Genomic DNA, 20,753 nt, shown 5'->3' with positions numbered 1-20,753 from the left:
TATTAAATATAAGCTAGCCCTATGAATCTAAAGAAGGAATCAATTAAAGTGAGTGGTTGGCAAGCTTTTTGCGCTTGGCAAGTTTGGCGATCCCTTCAAAGATAGTAAATAGCAGCCCTACCCAAATAAATGCAAATGTCACGGCTTTTACGCTATCGAATACTTCTCCAAAAAATACAACGGCTAAAACAAACTGTAAACTCGGCTCGATGTATTGCATCAAACCAACCGTTGATAAGTTAGTAATACGAATAGCAATGGAGTAGAAAATTAACGGTAATAGCGTAACCGGAGCACTCCCCAAATAGAGCATAAATGTTGTTACATCAACCGTTGATGCTAGTTGACCAAAGCTCCACTGTTTAATAAATAAATACGTTAAGGCAAACGGTGTTAACACAATGGCTTCGACAAAAAGCGTTGTACTCCAGTCATAATTGATCTTTTTCTTGAATAAGCCATAGAGTGAAAAGAACAACCCCATCGTCAACGCAACTAAAGGTAACTGACCATATTGAATCACCTGGTAGATAACACCAATTGATGCCAGTAATATCGCAATAAACTGCCCTTTTGAAAGCTTATCACCTAAGACAAACACCCCAAGGGCCACTGAGACAAGCGGGCCTATAAAAAAGCCTAAGCTAGCATCAATAACACGGTTATTCGTTAACGCCCACGTAAACGCCACCCAGGATATACACATCAAACTACTGGCAACAAACGTATACCATAGTGATTTTTTATCTTGCCAAATTGCCGTCCATTTAGGCCAATGACGGGTGATCGCCAAAACCATAATAAAACCAACCGGAACTGAACCAATAATGCGCAGTGCCAATAGTTCATCCATTGAAGCATTAGGTAAAAAACGATAGTAAATAGGCAGTAATCCCCAGATTACAAAGGACAACGCTGCCATGAAATTGCCGTAACGACTGTTGTTCATAACTAACTCGACAAAGAAAAGTGACGCGATTCTATAGTGAGAACGCGTTTTGTAAAGCGAATTAGACCTTCTAGGATAACTACAAAGAGAGACCTTGGATCACCGCAGTAATACCACTAACAAAGCACAGTGTGAGAGCGCCAAAACGAATCTTTTCTTTTGGTAAAGACTGCGTTGTTTTTACCGCTAACCAGTAACCAAGTGCTGCCGCTGGTAGCAAGGGCAAAGTAATCACCAGATGATGTAAGTTAAAGAAACCCACAGGGATCTGAACAATCAAAGAGATAATAGAACTGAACACAAAAAACGCTGATAGGTTACCACGTAACTGATTTGCTTCTTGATGTTGCAATAAAAGCGCCATTGGTGGTCCACCAATAGCAGAACTCGTACCAAATAAACCAGAAAAGAATCCAGCAAAAGTCATACGACCTGGCGTAGGTTCAATACGAAATGGCAACACGCTGACGGAAACGGCAAACAGAACCAAAAAGCCAATCCATAAAGTTAATGCTTCTGTCGAAACGAAAAACAGTAAGACGCCACCAGCAATTGATCCGGGAACACGTCCAATCAGTGCCATCTTTAAACCGCCAATTTCGACGCTGCTTCTGTGCTTCATCGCATTCATTAACGAGATAAACAATGCGACCAAACAGATAGGTGCAGGCACATACTCTGGAGCCCAGAGAATGAGTAGTGGCGCGGCGACAATAGCAAGGCCAAATCCAATCGCAGTTTGAACGTAAGAGCCTAAGAAGATCAGCCCCATAGCAAGCAAGTTTGTAGAATCGAATTCCATCGATGTCATTCTTATATTTGATTTTATGATTAGAAAGCAGAATGAATATCAGATAGTAATAATTCCCCCACTCTCGCCCTGCGTAGGATTCATCAAAGCGCACTAAAACACAATCAAAATGTGTCAACATTTGAACTTCTTAGTCTCAGTTTCTACGACTTTACAATTCATACAGATTTGCAACGCTAGATTTACGATTTCCACACTATCCAGCACAAATAAACGGAACTATAATCACACTCCATTTTAGAGTGGATGTACCATATAAATTCACCATTTATGGAAATTAATAGTCTATAGCACCATATAAATTAAAAACATTAGACTATCGTATCAACCTAATTAAAAGATGATTTATGAAAAGAAAATCAGGTTTTACTTTAATTGAGCTTGTTGTTGTTATCGTTATCCTTGGTATTTTGGCTGTCACCGCTGCTCCGCGCTTTTTAAACATTCAAGACGATGCTCGTGAAGCTCGCTTGGAAGGGATGAAAGGTGCGATAGCTTCTGGCCTAGGCGTCGGGTATGCAAAACTAGCAACTACAGGGCAAGAGCACCTTGCCTATGTTTCAAACAAAAACACACACGGCAAAACACCAATGCAAGCACTGCCTTTCGATGGTTGTGAGCTAAATGGCTCGAAGTACTGTGTATTTCTTTACGGCTACCCAGATGCGGACAATGATAGCCTTCCATTATTAGTTCAGGGAATTGATGGTTCGGACTCAGATTGGAAGATTATCCGACATCCATCGGGTTCAAGTACACGTGAAATGGTTATTGCTGCAGCAGATGAACCCCGCGCTAGCCTTACTCAATGTGGCATTTTATATGGACCGCCAGAATCAGAGAATGAGAGCTACACGCTAGAGATTCTTCCTTGTCCTTAATAAAACAAAAGGCTGCCAAATTGGCAGCCTTTTTGTTCACTGTCGGATAGACTACGCAAAATTAAACACGTGTTTATCCATCATATTCACCATACGGCCTATCTCAGGCTTGGTGATGGTGTCATTCGCACCAAGAGATAATGCCTTCGCGCGGTTGTCTTCACTCATCAAAGAAGAGAACATCACAATTGGAGTTTGGTTGTACGCTTCTGTATCACGTAGTCGTTTCACTAAGTGCATGCCATCCATACGAGGCATCTCAACGTCAGTGACGACAGCATCAAGCAACTCACGCACTGGTAAGTTTTCTTCTTTCGCCACTTCAATCAAGCTCATTAGCTTTTCATACGCTTCACCACCATCTTTACAAGTGATCACGTTATAACCCGCAGAAGCCAAGGTATCTTGAATCAGAGAACGAATAAATGCAGAGTCATCCACAACCATAATAGTTTTAGCATTACGTTTGCCAACCATTCGCTGGTTCAAATCAACCGATTTATCGCCCGTCACATCGTATTTTTCCATGCTCAGTTCTGGGTTGATGTCAGCAATGATTTTTTCGAAATCGAGAATCATGATTAAGTTGCCATCTTTACGCACAACGGCAACGACACAATCTTGCTCCCCAGCTTCTAGAAACTGGCTTGGAGATTCAACATCATTCCAAGAAATACGATGAATACGAGAAATACTGTCGATCAAGAAGCCATTAGTCATCTTGTTAAAGTCAGTAACGATAACAAACTTACGTTCTAAATCACGGCGTGTCGGGACACCTAACCAACCAGCAAGATCAACAAGAGGCGTAAGCACTTCACGAGAAGAAAAGACACCAATCATGTGCGGTTGGGCGTTCGGATAATCAGTCGTCTCTGGGACGCGAATCACTTCGCGAACCTTAGCGACGTTAATGCCGTAAAAACATGTTTTTGTGCTGCCATCTGGCATTTGTTTTTCTAGATGGAACTCAATGATTTCAAGTTCATTGGTGCCACTTTCAGTCAAAATGGTGCTGGTTACGTTACTCATAAACCCAATTATCCAAAATACGCATCAAGAAAAAGAGGCTTGATGCAATGCCACAGAGAATCACTTCACAGGCGAAAAATCCAAGAGTCCTTTTGTAGTCGTTGAGACAGAATTTGTAAATAATCAAAAGGATGCGAACTGCACACTTCTCTATCAAATGCTGAAATTTTGTCCCATTTTTGAACAAAACACATTCAACGACTCAATATCGCAGTTTACTCACTACTGTTAACGGCATAGCGACAGAAAAGTTTAGTGTTAATTAATGTGATTTAATCACGCTGTCGTTGGCAACGCGATGACGTTCTCCATACACGCCTTCTTCACTTCTTACACCGCAGCTGATGATCATGGTGATCTGGTCACTACCACGTAACCCAAGAAGCTGCTTTACTCGTTTTGAATCAAAGCCTTCCATTGGGCACGTGTCGTACCCCTTTTCACGCATCGCATACATAAACGTCATCGCGGCTAAAGAAACACTCTTGTGCAAACAAACACGAATATCCGACTTACTGACTTCGCGAACCATTGGCTTATTGCGCCCCAACCACCAACTGTATAACTTGCGCACAACGCCACGAAGGCCAAATGCATCATTGTTGTAAACCATTGGAATCAGTTTTTCGTAATACTTAAGAGCGCGCTTAGCCGCAGCGTCGTCACGGTTTTCAAAAGCTTGACGCACAGTCTCTGCGTTGCGCTTGGCGCGCTCTTGCCAGTTATGAGTCGTAGCAACAAACACAACCAGTTCATTTGCCGTTTTCGCTGCATTTTGCCCCATACAAAATTCTGCAAGTTGTTCGCGTTTTTCAGATGAAATAACACGATGAAATTCCCACATCTGCATGTTGCTGCTGTTTGGGCTTAACGTTGTCAGCTCAAGGGCATCCGCGACTTCACTGTGGTTAAATTCAGCACTGGCATCGTACTTACGTACAGAACGACGGGAGTGAACAATGGATTCAAAAGAAGGTTGGCTCATAACAGACTCAAAATAGAACAAAAAAGGGATCTTTACGTAATCGTCTTCCTCCTGCAAGCGCAAATACAAAGGCAGACACAAAATCGCGTCTGCCCTTCTTATTTTATTGCAGTTTAAAAAAGCGAATCTGATCAGAGAGGTTTATCGACATCTTCGCCAATTCATCGGCGGCTTGGTTGCTGTCTTGAATCATATTTACCGTCTGGTCAAGTTGATCGCGAACAGAGACAACACTTTGGTTGATCATTTCTGCGGTCGCAGATTGCTCTTCTGTCGCGGCTGCAATCTGTGTGTTCAATGCATTCGTTTGATCAATATTTGATGAAATACTTAAAAACGCATCATTGGCAGAAGCCGATTGCTGCACAGTTTGTTCCAACATGTGCTGGCCTGCATCGATAGATTCAACCACTTGAGAGGTATTTTGTTGCAGCGTAGTAATACGATTCCCAATCTTTTCGACCGCTTTTTGTGTTTCCTGCGCTAATTGACGAACCTCATCAGCAACAACGACAAAGCCCCGACCTTGATCGCCCGCTCGTGCAGCTTCAATCGCAGCGTTTAACGCCAACAAGTTCGTTTGTTCAGCTATGGTTTGGATAACTTCGGTAATGTCTGCAACTTCTGCAGTACCATTAGAAAGCGTCCCAACTTCTTGACTCATGCTTCCCATCTGTTCAGCAAGTCCACCAACTTGCTGCATCGCACTGTTCATAACACTCTGTCCTCTGTCAGAGACCTCCGGTGCAATTTCCGCTTCCCGTGACGCTCCATTTGCGCTTTGTGCTACCTCTGCAATCGCCACCGTCATTTCATTCACCGCTGTCGCTACTTGGTCAGTTTCCAATTGCTGGGACTGCGCATTGCTCAAGATTTCGGAATTTACTGCAGAAAGTTGCTCTGATGCCGAAGCAAGAAGATCGCTACAAGAGATAACTTCAGAAACGGTTTTATACAGCTGCTCTTCCATGTTGTGTAACGCAACAAGCATTTCAGAAACCTCATCACTGCCTTTTGCATGCTGCTGCTCTACACTAATTTCACCTCGGCTCAATTTCTCCGCTACTTGCTTTGCAAAGATGACATTGTTCGTGATGTCTTTAGAGATAAATAGACACAAAAACGTCACTGCAGGTAAACCAATCAACAATGCCAAGGCTACATTCATCGTCGCTTGTTCTGTCGTTTGTTGAATTTCTTCCTTTAAAACATTCTGGTCATTAACTGCATCCAATTTTATTGCGTTGATTTGGTCGGCAATTTCAAAACCAATATCTTTAAGTGCATCCCAACGTTGATTCCTTGCTCGAATGGTTTCTGCAACACTGGATAACGCAGTTGAAAGGTGTCCAGTTAATTCGTTGAGTTTGTCTTGATCAACAAAATGAAGCTGTATCATGAATCTCTTCCAGTGATCCAGCTTCGCTTCAAATTGCTCATAGTCTTGCTCGCTGTTGGTTAACAAGTATTCCGTTGCTTCTTGAGTAAGCGCCTTAAACACCAAAGTCGCATCTGCTATCAAACCTCGTTCAGTTGTGTGTTTGTTCAAACGGCGCATGAGTTTGTTTTCTATCTCTTTTTGATAAGAAACTAAAGCATTCACATCGGTATTTCTTTTCGCCATTAATTGAGAAACTTCTCCCAAGTGCACCATATACTGTTCAAGCTGAGACGAAACCTTTTCAAAGCGCAACTTACGTTCATCATCCTCCGAACTTAATGCTTGCTTTTGCGCCTCGTCTTTAGCCAGATTTAACGCCTCCATTGCTTGATTGAAAAATAGGCGATCTCGGTTTGTTCGATAGGTTAATGCATTAATTCTTGCAGTTAGAAGATTCGCTTCGATTTCAGTTGCTTCAAATGCACTGCTATTAATCGATTGAAAGTGAATAAAGTTTGTATTGATTTGGTTGGTAGTAAGTACACCGACTGCGGTTATCGCAAAAAGTACCAAGATAACGGTACTTAAAATCAGGTAAAATTTGTGTTTTATTTTTTTAATCCTATTTAGCATTCCGCCTACTCCATAAGAACAGCAAGGAAGAAATAGTAAAAAACACGTTCCTTTACCGCAAATTAACGCCTTTCATGAAGAAACGGTATGCCATTGTATTTTATAGGGTTTTAAGTTTTTGTAAGCTTTTCCCGCCCCCAAAGAAAGAGACGGACGTCAATGCAACACTGCGAATCTTTCATCCTGCATCTAATTGATTTCATTATTTTTACTGCGACACCATCTCACAATTGAGACGACAAGTTTCAAATAGTGAAATTGTCATTTTCACCCGCTCGCCACAGATTTTTCCTACAATTCTTCCACATTAAATGACTGCTGAAGGGATGCGGCCAGTAAATTGAAATATAAGGTGAGGCATAAATATGAATAGCGTTCTTATTATCGACGACCAACCGTTATATAGTGAGGCTCTGGCTTCTCTCGTTCAAAGCGCATTTAAATCCGTGAATGTCGTTGAATCAACAGACAGCGCAGAGGTAATGGAGTTGATTCGTAACCAACCAATTGACTTGGTTATTCTGGATGTTGTGCTAGGTGATAGAGATGGTATGCGTTTAGCGAAGAATATTCTTGCAACTGGCTATCAAGGAAAGATCCTGTTTATTTCATCCCGTGATTATTCAAGTTTATCTAAAGCGGCCTTTGAGATGGGTGCACACGGTTTTTTGAATAAGAATGAGGCGAAAGCAACCATCATGGATGCGGTTCTCAGCGTAACACGCGGATATTCGATGTTTAAAGCGACGCACAACCAGTCCTCAGGTAACGTCACTTTATCGAATCGAGAAGCGATGGTTTTCCATTATTTAGCGCAAGGTTACTCAAATAAAAAGATTTCTGAGCAACTGTCATTAAGTGCGAAAACCATCAGTACTTACAAAACACGCATTCTGAAAAAGTACCACGCAGAATCCGTTGTTGAACTGCTCAACACCCTTCCTCAAGAAGAGTGCGGCAGCTTATGCTGTTAGACATTGACATACTTCGAGATGGCATCCGTCAGTAGCTGATGCATTGAATTGTAGCGATGAGTTTGTTTCATCTGTACCACCACTTTAGGGCGACCATCTGGGTAAAAGCTCTCTGGTACAGAGATAAAATTGAAACCGTTAATGGGTCTTTGGTATTCAAGCAAAATTGTCGCTGCACCTTGGTGTTTAATCGCCTGCAATAAGCTTGTGATATTTCCCATCGTTGCCACACGGTTAATGTTTATTCCGCTTTTCTCCAACGCGCGCTTCGTCACTTGTTCTCGATCCTTCCAACCATTCATTTCTAATAAAATGAAAGGAAGATCACACGCTTTCTCTAAATCGCTAATACCGAGCTCTTCCGGAACAACAACAACAGCTGGCGCATAACCAATAAATTGCTGATGGATTGACTTAGGATACTCTTCGTTGAAGTAGTGCAATTGCATGTCTACTTTATCTTCCAAGATATCTTCAATCGTGTGGTCGGTACTGCTTGATACAGTGATGTAAGCATTAGGGAACAAAGACATCAAATCCCCAAGCAAAAGGTGTCCAAATGAGTACTGAGCGGATTGAGGCAAACAAATCGTAATGCTCTTTTCGTATGAAAGCGGGTCAAACTCACGTCGAACTAAGCACGATTCAAGTTGATCAAGCGCCCCTGTAATTTCAGGAAGTTTACGCTTTAAATAATCCGTCGGTTCAAAATGATGTGCATGACGGATAAACAACTCATCCTCTAATTGTGTTCGCAAACGAGTGAGGTATTTACTGATCGAGGCTTCACTTTTACCCAATGCCTTAGCAACAGGTTTAAGTTGACGATGACGCTCTAACAGCACCAGTATTTTGAGGAGATTTAGGTCGAGATCTTTATTCACAGTGTGGTTACCAAGTAGAATCAAAGATTAAAGTTGTGTTTTTTATAATTAGTTTCGGCCAAATACAAAGAAAGCAGCCTTTGAATGAGCTGCTTTACTATAGAAGACCAAAGTCACGTTTTGGTCAAGTTTATCAAACTCTTATCTTTTCAATTAATAACAATATAGTCATTTACACTGATTTTCCCGTTTAAGACACAGTTTCAGAGTAACTACGATGCCGTTTTGTTTCATAAAGGTCCTCGTCCGCGCGCATGATCACATCATTTAACGTCTCGTGTTCGTTGCTCATGGCAAGTCCGGTACTGACGCTTACATTAATATCTAAGCTTTTTAAACGGTTCTCTGTCACGGCATTTTGCAGCTTTTTGGCCAACATCAGAGATTTACTCTCGCTGCATCCTGGTAGAATCGCAATAAACTCATCCCCTCCCGTGCGAATCAAGTAGTCAGACACTCTAAACACTTTCTTCATCGCATCCGCAATAATCACGATCACCTCGTCACCAACATGATGACCATATTTATCATTGATGCGTTTCACTCTATCGCCATCAATAGCAAGCACAGTAAACGGAGTCATTTTTATCTTATTCTTGAACGCTTGTTCCTTGAACACCTTACGATTGAACAAACCAGTCAATTCATCTTTGGTTGCATCACTGATTGCATTGGCTAATTGAATTTTGCTTTCTTTGGACTCTTGCGCCTTTGAATAGTATCCATAAATAGATACAAACATGATTAGGAACAGGAATCCGAAATCAATCAGTATTTTACTGAAAGGAAATTGATAAACGATTAAGTTGTTGTTATCCGCAACGTAGCTTTGTGTATATGCGAAGTCTGACCACGGGTAATGTGGGTAGTAAACAACGATGTGTTTGTTGCCGTTGTTGATATCCACTTTTAGGGCTTTCCCTTCGACCTTGAGTGAATCGAGAAAAATTTGCTCTCCAAATTCACCAACAATCTCACCTTGGTAGTAAACAGGGCTAATCACACTAAATGCCCTACTCTCCGAATACGTCGTTTTAAAAGGTTTAGAAATGAGAATGCGATCGGTTAGCTGATCCTTCCATGCCGCGAGTACGCAAGAGTACGTTTGTTTACACCAATCAATATCAAAAGGTTCAGACAAGTTCTCAAGCTCTTTAATCGGATTCTCGAGAATCAATTTGCTCGCCGTATATGAACGAAAGTAAAGCACGACATCAATTCGTTCATAAACGTTTGCTAAATACCCTTCAGCCTCGTGCAGTACTTTCCGCGCAATCGTTTCGACATAGTCCAGTTCGCTGCCCGGCTCTAACGCGTAGATCGCATCTTGAAAACTGAATTCCGTCAGTTGATTAATCTCATGAGCTGTGGAACCTTCATAACGTGCCAATTCAGATTCCATCAATAGACCAAGTAAGGTGACTTTTTGCTTGGTCTTGGATATCCCCTGAGTGTAAATCTTAAACTGCTTCACTTCATGGGAGATCAACATCGCACCGATCATGGTCATTGAAGTGGTAAACAAAAGCGCACTAAAGAAAAAAGACAAATAAATATTTTTCAGGTTCATCCCTTACCCTTTAAGTATCCACGACTTTTGAAAGCTCCACGATGTTCTTCACGTTGAATTTATCCATGACTCTGCGCTTGTATGTACTGACGGTTTTGTCACTGATCGACAGAACATCGGCAATATCTCGGTTACTTTTTCCTTGTAGAAGTAACTTCATCACCGCGCTTTCTCGGCTTGATAACGTTGGGACATTTCGATGCTCTTCCACTGTTTGTTTGAACTTGAAGAATGAATACCCTTTCGCAACCGCCTCTATAGCGTCTTTTAAGATCTCGTGATTTTCGGATTTACAGACATAACCATCGGCCCCTGAACGGAATGCCATTTGGCTATACATATGGCTAGTCTCAGCAGAAAAGAAAATCACTTTTCCGCTAAAACCATGGGATTTAATACGTTTATAAAAGTCGTAACCATCACAATCAGCAAGGTTCACGTCTAAGATAAGCAGCCCGATATCGCCTTCTTTAAGCATTTTTAAAGCGTCTTTTGAGCTTGTTGCCGTCATCACTTCATTGGCGATACCTAGGCTTTCAACAAGCGATTTAATGGCGATACAGACAAGTGGGTGATCATCAAAGATCAGGCAGTTTATTTTGTTCATCATTCTTTTAATTCAGTATTGTTATGGCTTCTAAAGGCATTGGTTTATCGATGTAATAGCCTTGGCAAACATCGATCGTGTATTGGCGCATGGCTTGCAGCGTAATCTCGTCTTCCACCCCCTCTGCGACGACGCTAATGTTGAGACTTTTTGCTAGTGCACATATTGCGAGCACGATGTTTTTCTTTTTCGGGTCATTCACTACCCCCTGTATAAACGAGCGGTCTATTTTCAGTTCGTTAAAAGGCAATTGAGCGAGTTTTTCTAGCGATGACGAGCCAGTACCAAAATCATCGATACTCACCGTCACGCCATTCATTCTGAATTTGAGTAAGTTTTTGTAGAGCGCGGCGCTGGTCTGAAAAGTATCACGCTCGGTAATTTCTATTGTAAATTGGTCTGGGCTGATGCCGTTTTCGTAACAACGCTGAATGAACTGGCTTGCGAACTCGCAATCTTCAAGATTATCGTGGTCAACGTTGATTGAGACTTTTTGAGTGAGTCCACGATGCTTAATGTCGTATAACGCGTTACTAAACACGGCATCAAACAACTCGGCGGACAAATGACAACGTTCAACAATCGGCAAAAAACAATGTGGTGGTAAAACACCATAGATGGGATGAAACCAACGAGCCAGAGCTTCAAATCCGATAATGTCACCACTGTTCGCGTCCGCCAGCGGTTGGTAGTAGTTTTTGATGCGTCCCTCGCCAAGCGCAAACAAAAACTCTTGGTCTTGAACGTCTACGCATTGGTTAAATTTGGTGCTTTTGACTGGTTCTAGGTTCACTTGAGTCAGCATATCGATGACTTGCTGCTCTTCGTATGGTTTCAATAGCTTTCCAAGCACTTCAAAACTAAAGCTTTCACACATCGCACGCACGGCTGTCACTATCGTCAGCTCCATCGCACTGACTAGAACAACTTTGCCTTTGTAGCCAATTTGATTGAGCATCTCCATCATGTCGATGCCATCTTTCTCTGGCATTTGTAAATCACAAAAGATGACATCTAAATTGTTATGTTTCGCATGTGCTATCGCATCGTCGACCTTATCATAAGTAGCAACATCAACACCGTTACGTAATAACATCTGCCTTAACAACGTAATCTGTAGAGGATGGTCATCGATCACCATCGTGTTCAGTGGTTTATTCATGAGCTTTAATCCAGTGTCCTGCGAGGTTAACTTCGTGTTCTATCCGGTCAATAAGTTCTGTGACGTGCGAATCGAAATCCGCGTCACTTGCCTGTTCGGCTTCAACACATAACTCAGCTAAGATAGTGACGCCTATCGCCCCTAACGCCCCTTTAATACCGTGAATAATTCGTTTCTTCTCTTGTTTACTTTCTGCCGCTTTTAAATTGGTTACGTCTTGCGTCATCGAGCTTTTAAAGACATTAGCGATCTCTTTTGCATCCTGCGCTCTAAACTTCTCTAGCCATTCAGGCCAAAGATTGGTTTTTTGTTCACTCAAGTAAGGCAGCAATTTCACCTTAAGCTGCTCAAGGTCGTATGGCTTAAAGAGAATGTCGTCGATCCCTATGGTTTTCGCTCGTTCGTTTGCCAGACGGGAATCCTCTGCGGTCACACCAATAACTGGGATTTTAGACAGCTCCTCATTTGCTTTGAGCTTGTTCACCAATTCAAAACCATCCATCGCCGGCATATGGAAATCGGTTAATACCAAGGTAACGAATTCGTCCTGATTTACGTATTGCCATGCTTCTAAACCATTGCTCACAATTACGGGTTCTATACCGAGTTCTCGTAGCTGCATGGTTATGACACTTTGGTTTATTGGGTTGTCCTCTGCGACCAAGACCGTTCCGTGCTTCCAAGAGACCTTATCTACTGGCTTAATCGGCTCAACTGTCGGTGTACAACCTTGGCTCAACAGACTTAACAACGTATCTGGATATTTTGCTTCTACTGCGGTTAGTGAACATATGGCGTTACAACCGCAGTTCAAATTAAGTCCTTGGTACTTCCCTTCCTCAGAAAATGTTCCAGCAAGACTTGGGGAAATATCGGTCGCTTCCATTCCCCATACTTCACACCAATCGCGAATATTGGCAGGCAATGTCGGCGAGTAGCTATATACAATAGAAGGCTGCGCTTTGGGTTTGCAAAGCTTAACAGGTAGTTTGACCACGATGGTCGTCCCTAGTCCCGATTCAGAGTTAATCTGAAGGTCTCCGCCCATGCATCTCACAAGGCCATCAACAATGCTTAGCCCTAAGCCCGTACCACCAAATTTACGAGTGATCGTATCGTCCGCTTGGACAAATGGTTGAATAATCCCATCCAACTGCGCTTCCGTCATGCCGATGCCGGTGTCGGCGACTTTTAGAATCAGTTGTTCTTGATTGAGCGCAATGCTAATCCGTATCTCACCATCAGAAGTAAACTTGACCGCATTTGATAAGATGTTCGTCGTAATTTGCACGAGTCGAACCGCGTCTACTTTTGACCAAGGGTTGGTAAAGGGTTTAACAGTCACTCGGTAATCCAGTCCCTTACTCTGCGCTTTGGGTTCAAAACTACGCACAACATCGCATAAGGTTGTAATGACGTTGGTTTTTACTGGTGTCACTTTTAATTGTCCTGCTTCAAGCTTTGAATAATCCAGAACCTCGTCCACCAGCACGTTGAGGTGATTAAGAGAGCGCATGGCTTGCGTGATGAGTTCTTTATTGGTGTCGCTTCGAGTTTGACGCTCTAATAAGTCGAGTAACCCATGCGCCGCAGACAGTGGCGTTCTCAGTTCGTGGCTTATGGTCGCTAAGAAGTTTTCACGTGCACGCACTGCCGTTTGAGCTTTCTCCTGAGCATCGATCAAGGCAAACTCACGTTTTTTTTGTTCGGTAATATCTTGAAGAACCGTTAGGACAAATTTTTTCTTGCTGCTTGGTGAAAGGATGGTTTTTCGCTCGCGGTACACGTGTTGAATACCAGCTTTGCAACCGGTAGATGCGCTAGTATCGGTAACACGTTTACCTTCGATGACTTCACGCAGTTCAAGGGCATTGTCGACCAATGGTTTTGCGGTTTCTCGGTCGAGAATGGTGCAACCATTGCATCGCCTATTTAGGAACAAAGAGCAGTTACTCATTTGAATCTGGTTGTCTTCACCATGGATAAAAACAATGCTGTTAATCTCTTGAATTATCTCCATCAACCACTGTTTTTCTTTCTCTTCATTAGTGGCATTGAGCTCAGCAAGGTTCACTTTCAGCTTGAGGTGCGCCAATACGAAGTAGACGACTGCGAGAAACACCGCAAAAATGACCGCAACAAACAGTACAATGGTGGTAATCTCTTCTTCATCATAGCCATAGACAAGGTTGAAGTTGCGGTAAGTCCGGTTCAACTTGTCGATCTCTTTGGCATCAATCGTATCGATGATGCTATCCAAGATTTTCTTCAACTTGGTATTGTGGTTGGCAACGGCAAAGGCAATCGACAACGTCAGGACATCCTTTTCGCTGATCAACAGTCCATCAATGTTATCTTGCGCAATCATGCTGTGAACAATATCGTCAGGCACGTAAGCCACATCAATTTCGCCGTTCTTTAGATCACTAAGAAGTAGCTTCAAGTCGTCATAACGAGTAAAGCGCTCTTCTTTCCATGAGCCTAAGTTAACCAGTCCCTGTTTTTTTAAACTCATCAAAATGCCCGACGTCGCATCGTGAGGAGGATGATTCTCCACATCTAGCGCTTCAATCGCGACAAAGTTGTTGTGCATAAACGGCTTAGTAATTAGCCAATCAGACGAGCGAACATGATCGACATAAGCAACGGGGACAAGATCAGAAGAAAATGCGGTCAACCCACTGTCTAGTCTATTCGTCGGTTCTATGTATTCAAATTTTAGCCCCGTTCTTGAACGAATTAGGTCGATGAAATCAGGAAGGAACCCATCAAGACGAGCAGTATGGGTATTACGATAAAGAAACGGAAACGCTTCTTCGCTGCTACTGTAGGTGATCGCTGTATCAGTATCTACTTCTTGACGATACTTTACGAGCAGTTTGTCGTTAACGTGGTAAGGATTTTTAGAGGCAACAGATCGAATGTTTTTTCCCTTTCGTTCCCAGCTCAAAATTCGATTAATGCGAGCGACAAGAGCTTGATTGGATTTTGAAGTAATGAAGCTCACATCTTCTGAACGCAACCAATCAGGAATATCCACCGTACCACTAACAATGTCATTCTCATCAAGGTATTGGTTGATCGCCACGTAAGTCGAAATTAACGCATTTGCACGACCACTGCGCACTTCTTCAAAAGCTTTAAGTCGAGTTTTAACTGGACGAACATTGGTCGCGCCAGTTTCACGAATATAGTCACAGTAAACCGCGCCTTCTACGCACACCCATGCAAGCTCGCGTGGATCGCGTAGGATGTAATTACTGTCGCGGTACCAAACGGCTATAGTACTGGTGAAAAATGGCTCAGAAAATAAGAAATGCCTTTCTCTTTCTGCCGTTTTACTAAACCCTACCGAACCGTCGACTTGCCCACTTTCGATGGCTTTTAATAACTTTGGAATGGTTTTATAGGAACGAAGTTCTAGTTTGAGGTTCAATACTCTGGCGATGTTAGTCAGATACTCAAGGTTGATCCCGTAGAAAGCACCGATTTCATCCCCTACTTGGGGATTTTCTAAATGCTGAGCAATAACCCCAACAACAACCGTTTCTTTTGGCTCATCCGCAGCAAAAGAAACGCTTGAAAACGCTATAGCAATGAATGCAAAAATGAATACGATGTTTTTTCTAAAAATGCTAAGCATAACTGGCTTCCACGACTTGGGAGCTCAGACTAATTTGCACAGTTTAAATGTCAAATTTCGAAACTTAGCGAATTAATCTTATCTTATTGATAAGATGATAATTTTTAATAATTAGTAAGGACATTCTTACAACATTATCCACCTTGGACTACAACGAAATTGCGTTCACCATCTCATCATCAACAGAACGTCTTTCGCTCAAAAATCAAACAGAACAACATGCGTTCTATTCTGAAAAGATAAAATGGACAATGACGTACATTTAAAAGCCACACCTCTATTTGCTCGTACTTGACGCTTGTTCGCATAGTGTGTGGCTATTAAGTTAATCCAAAATACAAGCAGGCTCTAAACAGACTTGGTACTGATTCTTACCGCCCTTTTTCGCAAGATACATAGCCATATCCGCAGCGTTAATTTGGTCATCCAACGTCGAGTTATCTTCTCGCGCCCAATAACTCATACCGATACTTGCAGAGATATAGCAAGTGATATCGCCAAAGTAAAAGGGCTTCGCTAGGCTTTCTATGATGCGATTCGCGATCGGCTCACAACTCGAAGCCTCACGAACCGCAATCAAAAATTCATCGCCAGCAAGACGAGACACAAGATCCCTTCTCGCCACACAGTTGACCAAACGTTGAGCAACGGCTTTCAATAATTGATCGCCAACCGCATGACCGTATTGGTCATTAACTGCTTTAAATCCATCTAGGTCTAAGAATAAAATATGCTGTGAGGCACCCACATCATGCTTTTCCTGGAGTCGACGTAACGCTTTTGAGCGGTTGGCTAAGCCGGTTAATGGGTCATGGTTTGCTTGATAATTTAAACGTTTTAACTCGATGTCAATCGTCAAGTCCGTAAATGAGACCACAAACGCTTCTGCACGTCCATTTTCACTCTTCAAAGCGCGAACCTTCAGCTCACACGGCATCACACGCCCTTGTTGGTTTTTTACATCAACGTGCGTTTTATAGTGACCCGTTTTCAATAACCTTAATTTAATCGCTTTCGTCACTTCAAAAGGTGAAAACAATTCTAGACCTTTTAATGCATTAACCTCACCAAACCACTGTGTCGCAGATTGATTTTGAGTTTGAACGCTTAAAGCTCGATTCAATACCAATATGGCGTCTTGGTTTTGATCAAACATTAAATCGAGTAGCTTACGTCTTTGCTCCGATAGCGTTTGCTCCGTAATGTCTTGAAGCTGAATCAAGCTGCTCTTTTCTGTGTCCATCGGGTTACAAGAGATCAAATAGCGCTTAGTCTTGTCAACACTACGAACTTCTAACCCTTTCACTGTAGTATGCGTATCGATTGCAAACAGGATACGCTCTACTTTCAACATAGGCTCGAAGTGACTCATCAAAAGGCTTCTCGCGTCCGAATTTGATTCCATCCCTTTTAGCTCTTTTGCCGCTATAGGGTTGAAGTACGTCACCTGGTGATTTGACGAAACTACGAGTACGCAACGTTGCATTGCGTCGAGTGCACTATGGATATAACGGTTTTTATCTTCAACACGCTTTAACACTTGCGCCACTTGTGATTCACGTTCAGCCAGACTCATGGTCATTTCATTAAAGCATTCTGTTAGCTTACCAACTTCATCTTGATGATAAACTGGCAATGTTTTTCGGAGGACCCCGACACGACTCATATGCTCAACAGAACGATGCAACGACAGCAATGGCAATGAAATTAATGAGTGTAGTAACTTTGCCAACGCCCACGCACACAACGAAAGTAAGAAAACGATAACGCCAAGCGATAACCACATTTTCCGTTCGTTTATTAATAGGTTCTCTAAAGAAACCCATATTTCGAGTGCGCCCAACTTCTCATCGCCTAATAAGACATCGTTATGACGCATCACAACGTTGAGATGTGAACAAATCACCTGACGCTCTTGCCAGTGGCAACCTGCTGGCAGATCTTCTATCGACGCAATTGTTTTGTCATGCTGATTGATCACGACCGCGGAAATAATGTCAGGATCGAAACTCAGGTTGGTCAGTTGCTCTTTTGCCGTGTATGCATCATCAAACATCAATGCCGCTTGTAGCGTGTTCGCCACCCCTTGGCCAAGAATATCAATACGACGCTCCAACGCCTTTTCTTGTGCAAGTACCACGTATTGAATCGCGAGCGTACCAAGACCAATGACAATAAGAGTAATCATTAGCCATGTAGGCAACATCATCTTATGCCTTAAAGGCAAACGAGCGAGACGAGAGCGAATCATGGCGCGACCTCATCTTCAACCAATAAGGAGATACTCAATAGTTGGGCACGCAGTTGTATCTGTGTTGGCGCGACGTGACTACGAGATACCATAGGACGAATACGATTGTTTACCTTAACAAAGGCGACCATCCCCCCTATTTTCACGAACTCTTCGCCATTACTGATCAACAACGAATGAGGGTATTGATCGCGCAACAATAAGATTTGGGACTTCTTTGCTTGCGGTATGTACAAGATATGGCAGGTGTTCGGCGTCACCGGATTTGATAAATCATAGTAACGAGACAACTGCGGCTTACGAGCAACGATGTTTTTAAGGTGCTCGCCAACGGAGTCACTTTCAGACACACAATACTCAACTGGGGCGATGGATTCCCCCGTCGCCATCCAATCGGCGAGCAAAGCAAAACGATATAAATAAACGGCTTTCAGCTCCGCATCATCGTATTGAGCAAAGGCAAACGTCGCGCTGAGCAGTGCCCAAATCATTATTACCCATTTCACTGCTGAGCTTCGCTCAAACCGTTTTACCATTGAGCGTAGTTCCAATCGAGCGTTAGCCAGTATTGCGTTCCATTAGCGAAAGGGTTGTAGTTGTTGGGAAACTCTTTGCTTTGGTCTGCACCTAGATTTTCTACCGACGCTGTAATGTGTGGCAAACAATCGTTGTATTGCCAACTTACCGATGCATCAAACGAAACCACTTCTGGCCAATTGTAGTCTTTATTCGCTACGTTAACCGGATTCAAAGCCGACTCGTAATCATCGTGTAACTTAGATTCAGAAACATACTGACCAGTCACACTGACCCACCATTGTGGCGTGATGTCCCACATTACCTGTGCGTTAACAAAGTGGTTTGGCTCATTTTCAATCATACGTTTCACGGCCTTGTTGTTAGAGCAAATGGCGCCCTCACAATGGCCAACAATACGCTTGTAACTGTAATTGGCGTTTATTTGAATGTCTTGACGAGGTTGCCACTTCACAGAAACCTCTCCACCAAAACTTTCACTCCAGATCGGATCAACTAAGCTGGATGTGTATTGCTCTACAACAGTACCAACCGTGCCCGGTGATGAGCCACCAGTAACAATCGCTTGTGTCGCAGAATCCGTTTTATAAACACGAATATTTTCATGACGAGTATAAAAGCCACCAATATTGAATTGCAGTTTGTTCTCATCCCACAAACGGTATCCAAGCTCGTAGGTCGAGACTGATTCTACATCTAGGTCTTCATTCCCTTTTAATAGGTAACTGTAATAGTAGTCATAGTAATTACCGTCGCTGAACTGTACGTTTTCCATATAATGGTTTTCACGCATATACGTGTTCAGTTCCAATCGTGACGGCGTCACTATTGCTTTACCCCAACCCGCCCACAATCGTTGGTTATTCGCGAGCTCATAACTCAAACGCACCTGTGGTTGTGGATCGACATGATGAGTAAGGTTGTTGTATTGCCAGCGATTACCTAATGTCAGTTTGGTTCTCTCGTCCAACGGAATACTCCAGTTGGCATACAGACCATACGATTGGTTGAGAAAATCTGGACTGTCCGATAAGCGCAAATAAGGCATCGTCATTTCATCGTGTTTATCGAAAGTTCCAAACTGTTCATCAATAAGCCGAATATTGGCACCAACAGTAAACTCGGTTCCCCATAGATTTGAAAAGGTATAATGGGAGTCTAGATCTGTTCGGAAAAATCGCGCATTATCGTGTGAAATGTCGTTAGAGCTATAGGTTAACCAAACTTCATTTTCCCATCGGTCTCCGCTAGGACGATCAAAAATATGATGCCCCCCAACGAAGTACTCTTGCATGGTCATTTCGGTTTCATAAAAGTTGACCGGTTCTGCTCCGGGCATGACAAAGTGAGGCTGATAATTACCCCAGTTGTAGTCTTCGCGAGAGCGAATACCACCAGCTTGTACACTCAACGTGTGTTCATGCTTTTGATAATCTAATCGGCCACCAAAGCGTTCAGTGTATACGTTAAAATGTTGCAGCGGAGCCACACGAGCTTCATCACTTGTCCAAGGCATGTGATCAACAAACTCACCATAAACACTGTAGTTGGTGTACTCACCAATTGATCCTGCATGATGCAATTGATATTCACTGTAGCCATAATTACCAAAGCTTGCTGACACTTTCCCTTTTGCCGAGCCTTCTGCTTCTTTAGTGATGACGTTGATGACTCCTGTCACGGCATTACCACCCCACACTGTCCCAACCGGGCCCAGAACGATTTCTATTTGGGCAATGTTGTCCATGCTAACGGGAATTAAATCCCAATTAACACCGGATGACATTGGATTGAACACACTGCGGCCATCTACCATGACCAACATCTTGTTGTTAAGTGTTTCATTATTGCCACGCACACTGACCCCCCAATCGTAATTGGAGAACTTGGCGACATGAAGACCAGGTGCCAAAGATAATGCATCAGCCACAGAACGAGCACCAGAGCGTTGGATCTCTTTGGCTGTAATCACATAAACCGAAGCTGGCGTGTCCGCAAGGGATTGAGAGGTACGAGTTGCCGAAACAACTTTTGTGTCTGCTAACGAGCACAGTGGCATCTCTAGCAGGGAATCAAGATCATAGTTAGCATCAACTGGAGCAACAGCTACAAAAGTGGATGCAATCACGAGGTTTAACGACAAACGCATATGGGTTTTCTCAACGTTTGAACGCTAAATATCAATGTTATGGGGAAGAGGTTCAAACGCTAATTTACAGTGTATCTATATGAGTACAGTGTACCATTTGCCCTAGTGTGGTTCATTTTAAACCAACGCCAATTACGCTGAGTTATTTTTGTCGAGACGATTAATTGATGTGCCAGATAGTGAGTATAATGGGTGTTGGGTGTTGGGTGTTGGGTGTTGGATGTAGGAAGTAAAAAGCGCCGAAAGGCGCTTAACTGTGCATCTTTTACCCAAACCTCTTTGATATACATCTTAAGAATCCCTA

At 42.8% G+C, this 20,753-nt stretch carries 15 protein-coding genes; 2 read left to right on the top strand and 13 right to left on the bottom strand.

Annotation, left to right across the window (positions count from 1 at the left end; all coding sequences use genetic code 11):
• Nucleotides 1-43: 43 nt before the first annotated feature.
• Together rarD and BCT11_RS04445 are read right to left on the bottom strand one after the other, a co-directional pair.
• Complete coding sequence (gene rarD, locus BCT11_RS04450) at nucleotides 44-949, bottom strand: EamA family transporter RarD (protein WP_045399815.1); 906 nt, start codon at nucleotides 947-949, stop codon at nucleotides 44-46.
• Nucleotides 950-1,028: 79 nt separating this feature from the next.
• Nucleotides 1,029-1,751, bottom strand: coding sequence for a sulfite exporter TauE/SafE family protein (locus BCT11_RS04445; RefSeq protein ID WP_038867766.1), 723 nt, complete (start codon nucleotides 1,749-1,751; stop codon nucleotides 1,029-1,031).
• A gap of 356 nt (nucleotides 1,752-2,107) precedes the next feature.
• Between BCT11_RS04445 and BCT11_RS04440 the strand changes: the two genes are divergently transcribed.
• The gene (locus BCT11_RS04440; protein WP_038878522.1) at nucleotides 2,108-2,641 is read left to right on the top strand and encodes a type II secretion system protein; all 534 of its coding nucleotides are present in this window, start codon (nucleotides 2,108-2,110) and stop codon (nucleotides 2,639-2,641) included.
• Nucleotides 2,642-2,692: 51 nt separating this feature from the next.
• Here BCT11_RS04440 and BCT11_RS04435 read toward each other — a convergent pair whose 3' ends face one another.
• The 3 genes from BCT11_RS04435 to BCT11_RS04420 all read right to left on the bottom strand — a co-directional run bounded on the left by BCT11_RS04435 (nucleotide 2,693) and on the right by BCT11_RS04420 (nucleotide 6,672).
• Nucleotides 2,693-3,673: a chemotaxis protein gene (locus tag BCT11_RS04435; RefSeq protein ID WP_038867771.1), complete on the bottom strand. Its 981-nt coding sequence runs from the start codon at nucleotides 3,671-3,673 to the stop codon at nucleotides 2,693-2,695.
• 262 nt (nucleotides 3,674-3,935) lie between these two features.
• On the bottom strand, nucleotides 3,936-4,658 hold the full coding sequence (locus BCT11_RS04425) for a nitroreductase family protein (protein ID WP_102387332.1): 723 nt from the start codon (nucleotides 4,656-4,658) through the stop codon (nucleotides 3,936-3,938).
• Between the two features lie 103 nt (nucleotides 4,659-4,761).
• On the bottom strand, nucleotides 4,762-6,672 hold the full coding sequence (locus BCT11_RS04420; protein ID WP_102387331.1) for a methyl-accepting chemotaxis protein: 1,911 nt from the start codon (nucleotides 6,670-6,672) through the stop codon (nucleotides 4,762-4,764).
• A 365-nt stretch (nucleotides 6,673-7,037) separates the two neighbouring features.
• On the opposite strand from BCT11_RS04420, the gene BCT11_RS04415 reads away from it, so the two are divergent.
• The gene (locus BCT11_RS04415) at nucleotides 7,038-7,646 is read left to right on the top strand and encodes a response regulator transcription factor (protein WP_038867777.1); all 609 of its coding nucleotides are present in this window, start codon (nucleotides 7,038-7,040) and stop codon (nucleotides 7,644-7,646) included.
• Here the strand turns inward: BCT11_RS04415 and BCT11_RS04410 are convergent.
• The 8 genes from BCT11_RS04410 to BCT11_RS04375 all read right to left on the bottom strand — a co-directional run bounded on the left by BCT11_RS04410 (nucleotide 7,643) and on the right by BCT11_RS04375 (nucleotide 20,449).
• Nucleotides 7,643-8,530 (bottom strand): LysR family transcriptional regulator, encoded by an 888-nt coding sequence (locus BCT11_RS04410; RefSeq protein WP_038867779.1) that lies wholly within the window; start codon nucleotides 8,528-8,530, stop codon nucleotides 7,643-7,645. The two genes, BCT11_RS04415 and BCT11_RS04410, sit on opposite strands and share 4 nt — an antisense overlap.
• A gap of 190 nt (nucleotides 8,531-8,720) precedes the next feature.
• Nucleotides 8,721-10,100 carry a diguanylate cyclase gene (locus BCT11_RS04405; RefSeq protein ID WP_102387330.1) on the bottom strand — a complete coding sequence of 460 codons (1,380 nt, stop codon included), beginning with the start codon at nucleotides 10,098-10,100 and terminating at the stop codon, nucleotides 8,721-8,723.
• 10 nt (nucleotides 10,101-10,110) lie between these two features.
• Nucleotides 10,111-10,710: a response regulator transcription factor gene (locus BCT11_RS04400; RefSeq protein ID WP_038867782.1), complete on the bottom strand. Its 600-nt coding sequence runs from the start codon at nucleotides 10,708-10,710 to the stop codon at nucleotides 10,111-10,113.
• 4 nt (nucleotides 10,711-10,714) lie between these two features.
• Complete coding sequence (locus BCT11_RS04395; RefSeq protein WP_102387328.1) at nucleotides 10,715-11,869, bottom strand: EAL domain-containing response regulator; 1,155 nt, start codon at nucleotides 11,867-11,869, stop codon at nucleotides 10,715-10,717.
• Nucleotides 11,862-15,512 (bottom strand): transporter substrate-binding domain-containing protein, encoded by a 3,651-nt coding sequence (locus BCT11_RS04390; protein WP_102387326.1) that lies wholly within the window; start codon nucleotides 15,510-15,512, stop codon nucleotides 11,862-11,864. The genes BCT11_RS04395 and BCT11_RS04390 overlap by 8 nt, the downstream gene beginning before the upstream one ends.
• A 325-nt stretch (nucleotides 15,513-15,837) precedes the next feature.
• A complete protein-coding gene (locus BCT11_RS04385) occupies nucleotides 15,838-17,763 on the bottom strand; it encodes a diguanylate cyclase (RefSeq protein ID WP_102387309.1) in 1,926 nt (641 codons plus the stop codon).
• Complete coding sequence (locus tag BCT11_RS04380; RefSeq protein ID WP_102387308.1) at nucleotides 17,760-18,299, bottom strand: YfiR family protein; 540 nt, start codon at nucleotides 18,297-18,299, stop codon at nucleotides 17,760-17,762. The genes BCT11_RS04385 and BCT11_RS04380 overlap by 4 nt, the downstream gene beginning before the upstream one ends.
• Nucleotides 18,293-20,449: a TonB-dependent receptor gene (locus tag BCT11_RS04375; RefSeq protein ID WP_102387307.1), complete on the bottom strand. Its 2,157-nt coding sequence runs from the start codon at nucleotides 20,447-20,449 to the stop codon at nucleotides 18,293-18,295. The genes BCT11_RS04380 and BCT11_RS04375 overlap by 7 nt, the downstream gene beginning before the upstream one ends.
• Between the last annotated feature and the right edge of the window lie 304 nt (nucleotides 20,450-20,753).

Origin of the sequence: Vibrio sp. 10N.222.52.B12 (genome assembly GCF_002875385.1) — a bacterium.
GTDB classification, from domain to species: domain Bacteria; phylum Pseudomonadota; class Gammaproteobacteria; order Enterobacterales; family Vibrionaceae; genus Vibrio; species Vibrio jasicida.
Note: the sequence above shows the minus strand (reverse complement) of the source record. Positions and strands in the feature narration are given on the sequence as shown.

Coding starts and splice junctions, on each gene's coding strand:
- BCT11_RS04440 (WP_038878522.1), top strand. CDS start 2,108: ATGAAAAGAAAATCAGGTTTTACTTTAATTGAGCTTGTTGTTGTTATC.
- BCT11_RS04375 (WP_102387307.1), bottom strand. CDS start 20,449: ATGCGTTTGTCGTTAAACCTCGTGATTGCATCCACTTTTGTAGCTGTT.
- BCT11_RS04385 (WP_102387309.1), bottom strand. CDS start 17,763: ATGATTCGCTCTCGTCTCGCTCGTTTGCCTTTAAGGCATAAGATGATG.
- rarD (WP_045399815.1), bottom strand. CDS start 949: ATGAACAACAGTCGTTACGGCAATTTCATGGCAGCGTTGTCCTTTGTA.
- BCT11_RS04420 (WP_102387331.1), bottom strand. CDS start 6,672: ATGCTAAATAGGATTAAAAAAATAAAACACAAATTTTACCTGATTTTA.
- BCT11_RS04415 (WP_038867777.1), top strand. CDS start 7,038: ATGAATAGCGTTCTTATTATCGACGACCAACCGTTATATAGTGAGGCT.
- BCT11_RS04395 (WP_102387328.1), bottom strand. CDS start 11,869: ATGAATAAACCACTGAACACGATGGTGATCGATGACCATCCTCTACAG.
- BCT11_RS04390 (WP_102387326.1), bottom strand. CDS start 15,512: ATGCTTAGCATTTTTAGAAAAAACATCGTATTCATTTTTGCATTCATT.
- BCT11_RS04380 (WP_102387308.1), bottom strand. CDS start 18,299: ATGGTAAAACGGTTTGAGCGAAGCTCAGCAGTGAAATGGGTAATAATG.
- BCT11_RS04435 (WP_038867771.1), bottom strand. CDS start 3,673: ATGAGTAACGTAACCAGCACCATTTTGACTGAAAGTGGCACCAATGAA.
- BCT11_RS04425 (WP_102387332.1), bottom strand. CDS start 4,658: ATGAGCCAACCTTCTTTTGAATCCATTGTTCACTCCCGTCGTTCTGTA.
- BCT11_RS04445 (WP_038867766.1), bottom strand. CDS start 1,751: ATGGAATTCGATTCTACAAACTTGCTTGCTATGGGGCTGATCTTCTTA.
- BCT11_RS04400 (WP_038867782.1), bottom strand. CDS start 10,710: ATGATGAACAAAATAAACTGCCTGATCTTTGATGATCACCCACTTGTC.
- BCT11_RS04405 (WP_102387330.1), bottom strand. CDS start 10,100: ATGAACCTGAAAAATATTTATTTGTCTTTTTTCTTTAGTGCGCTTTTG.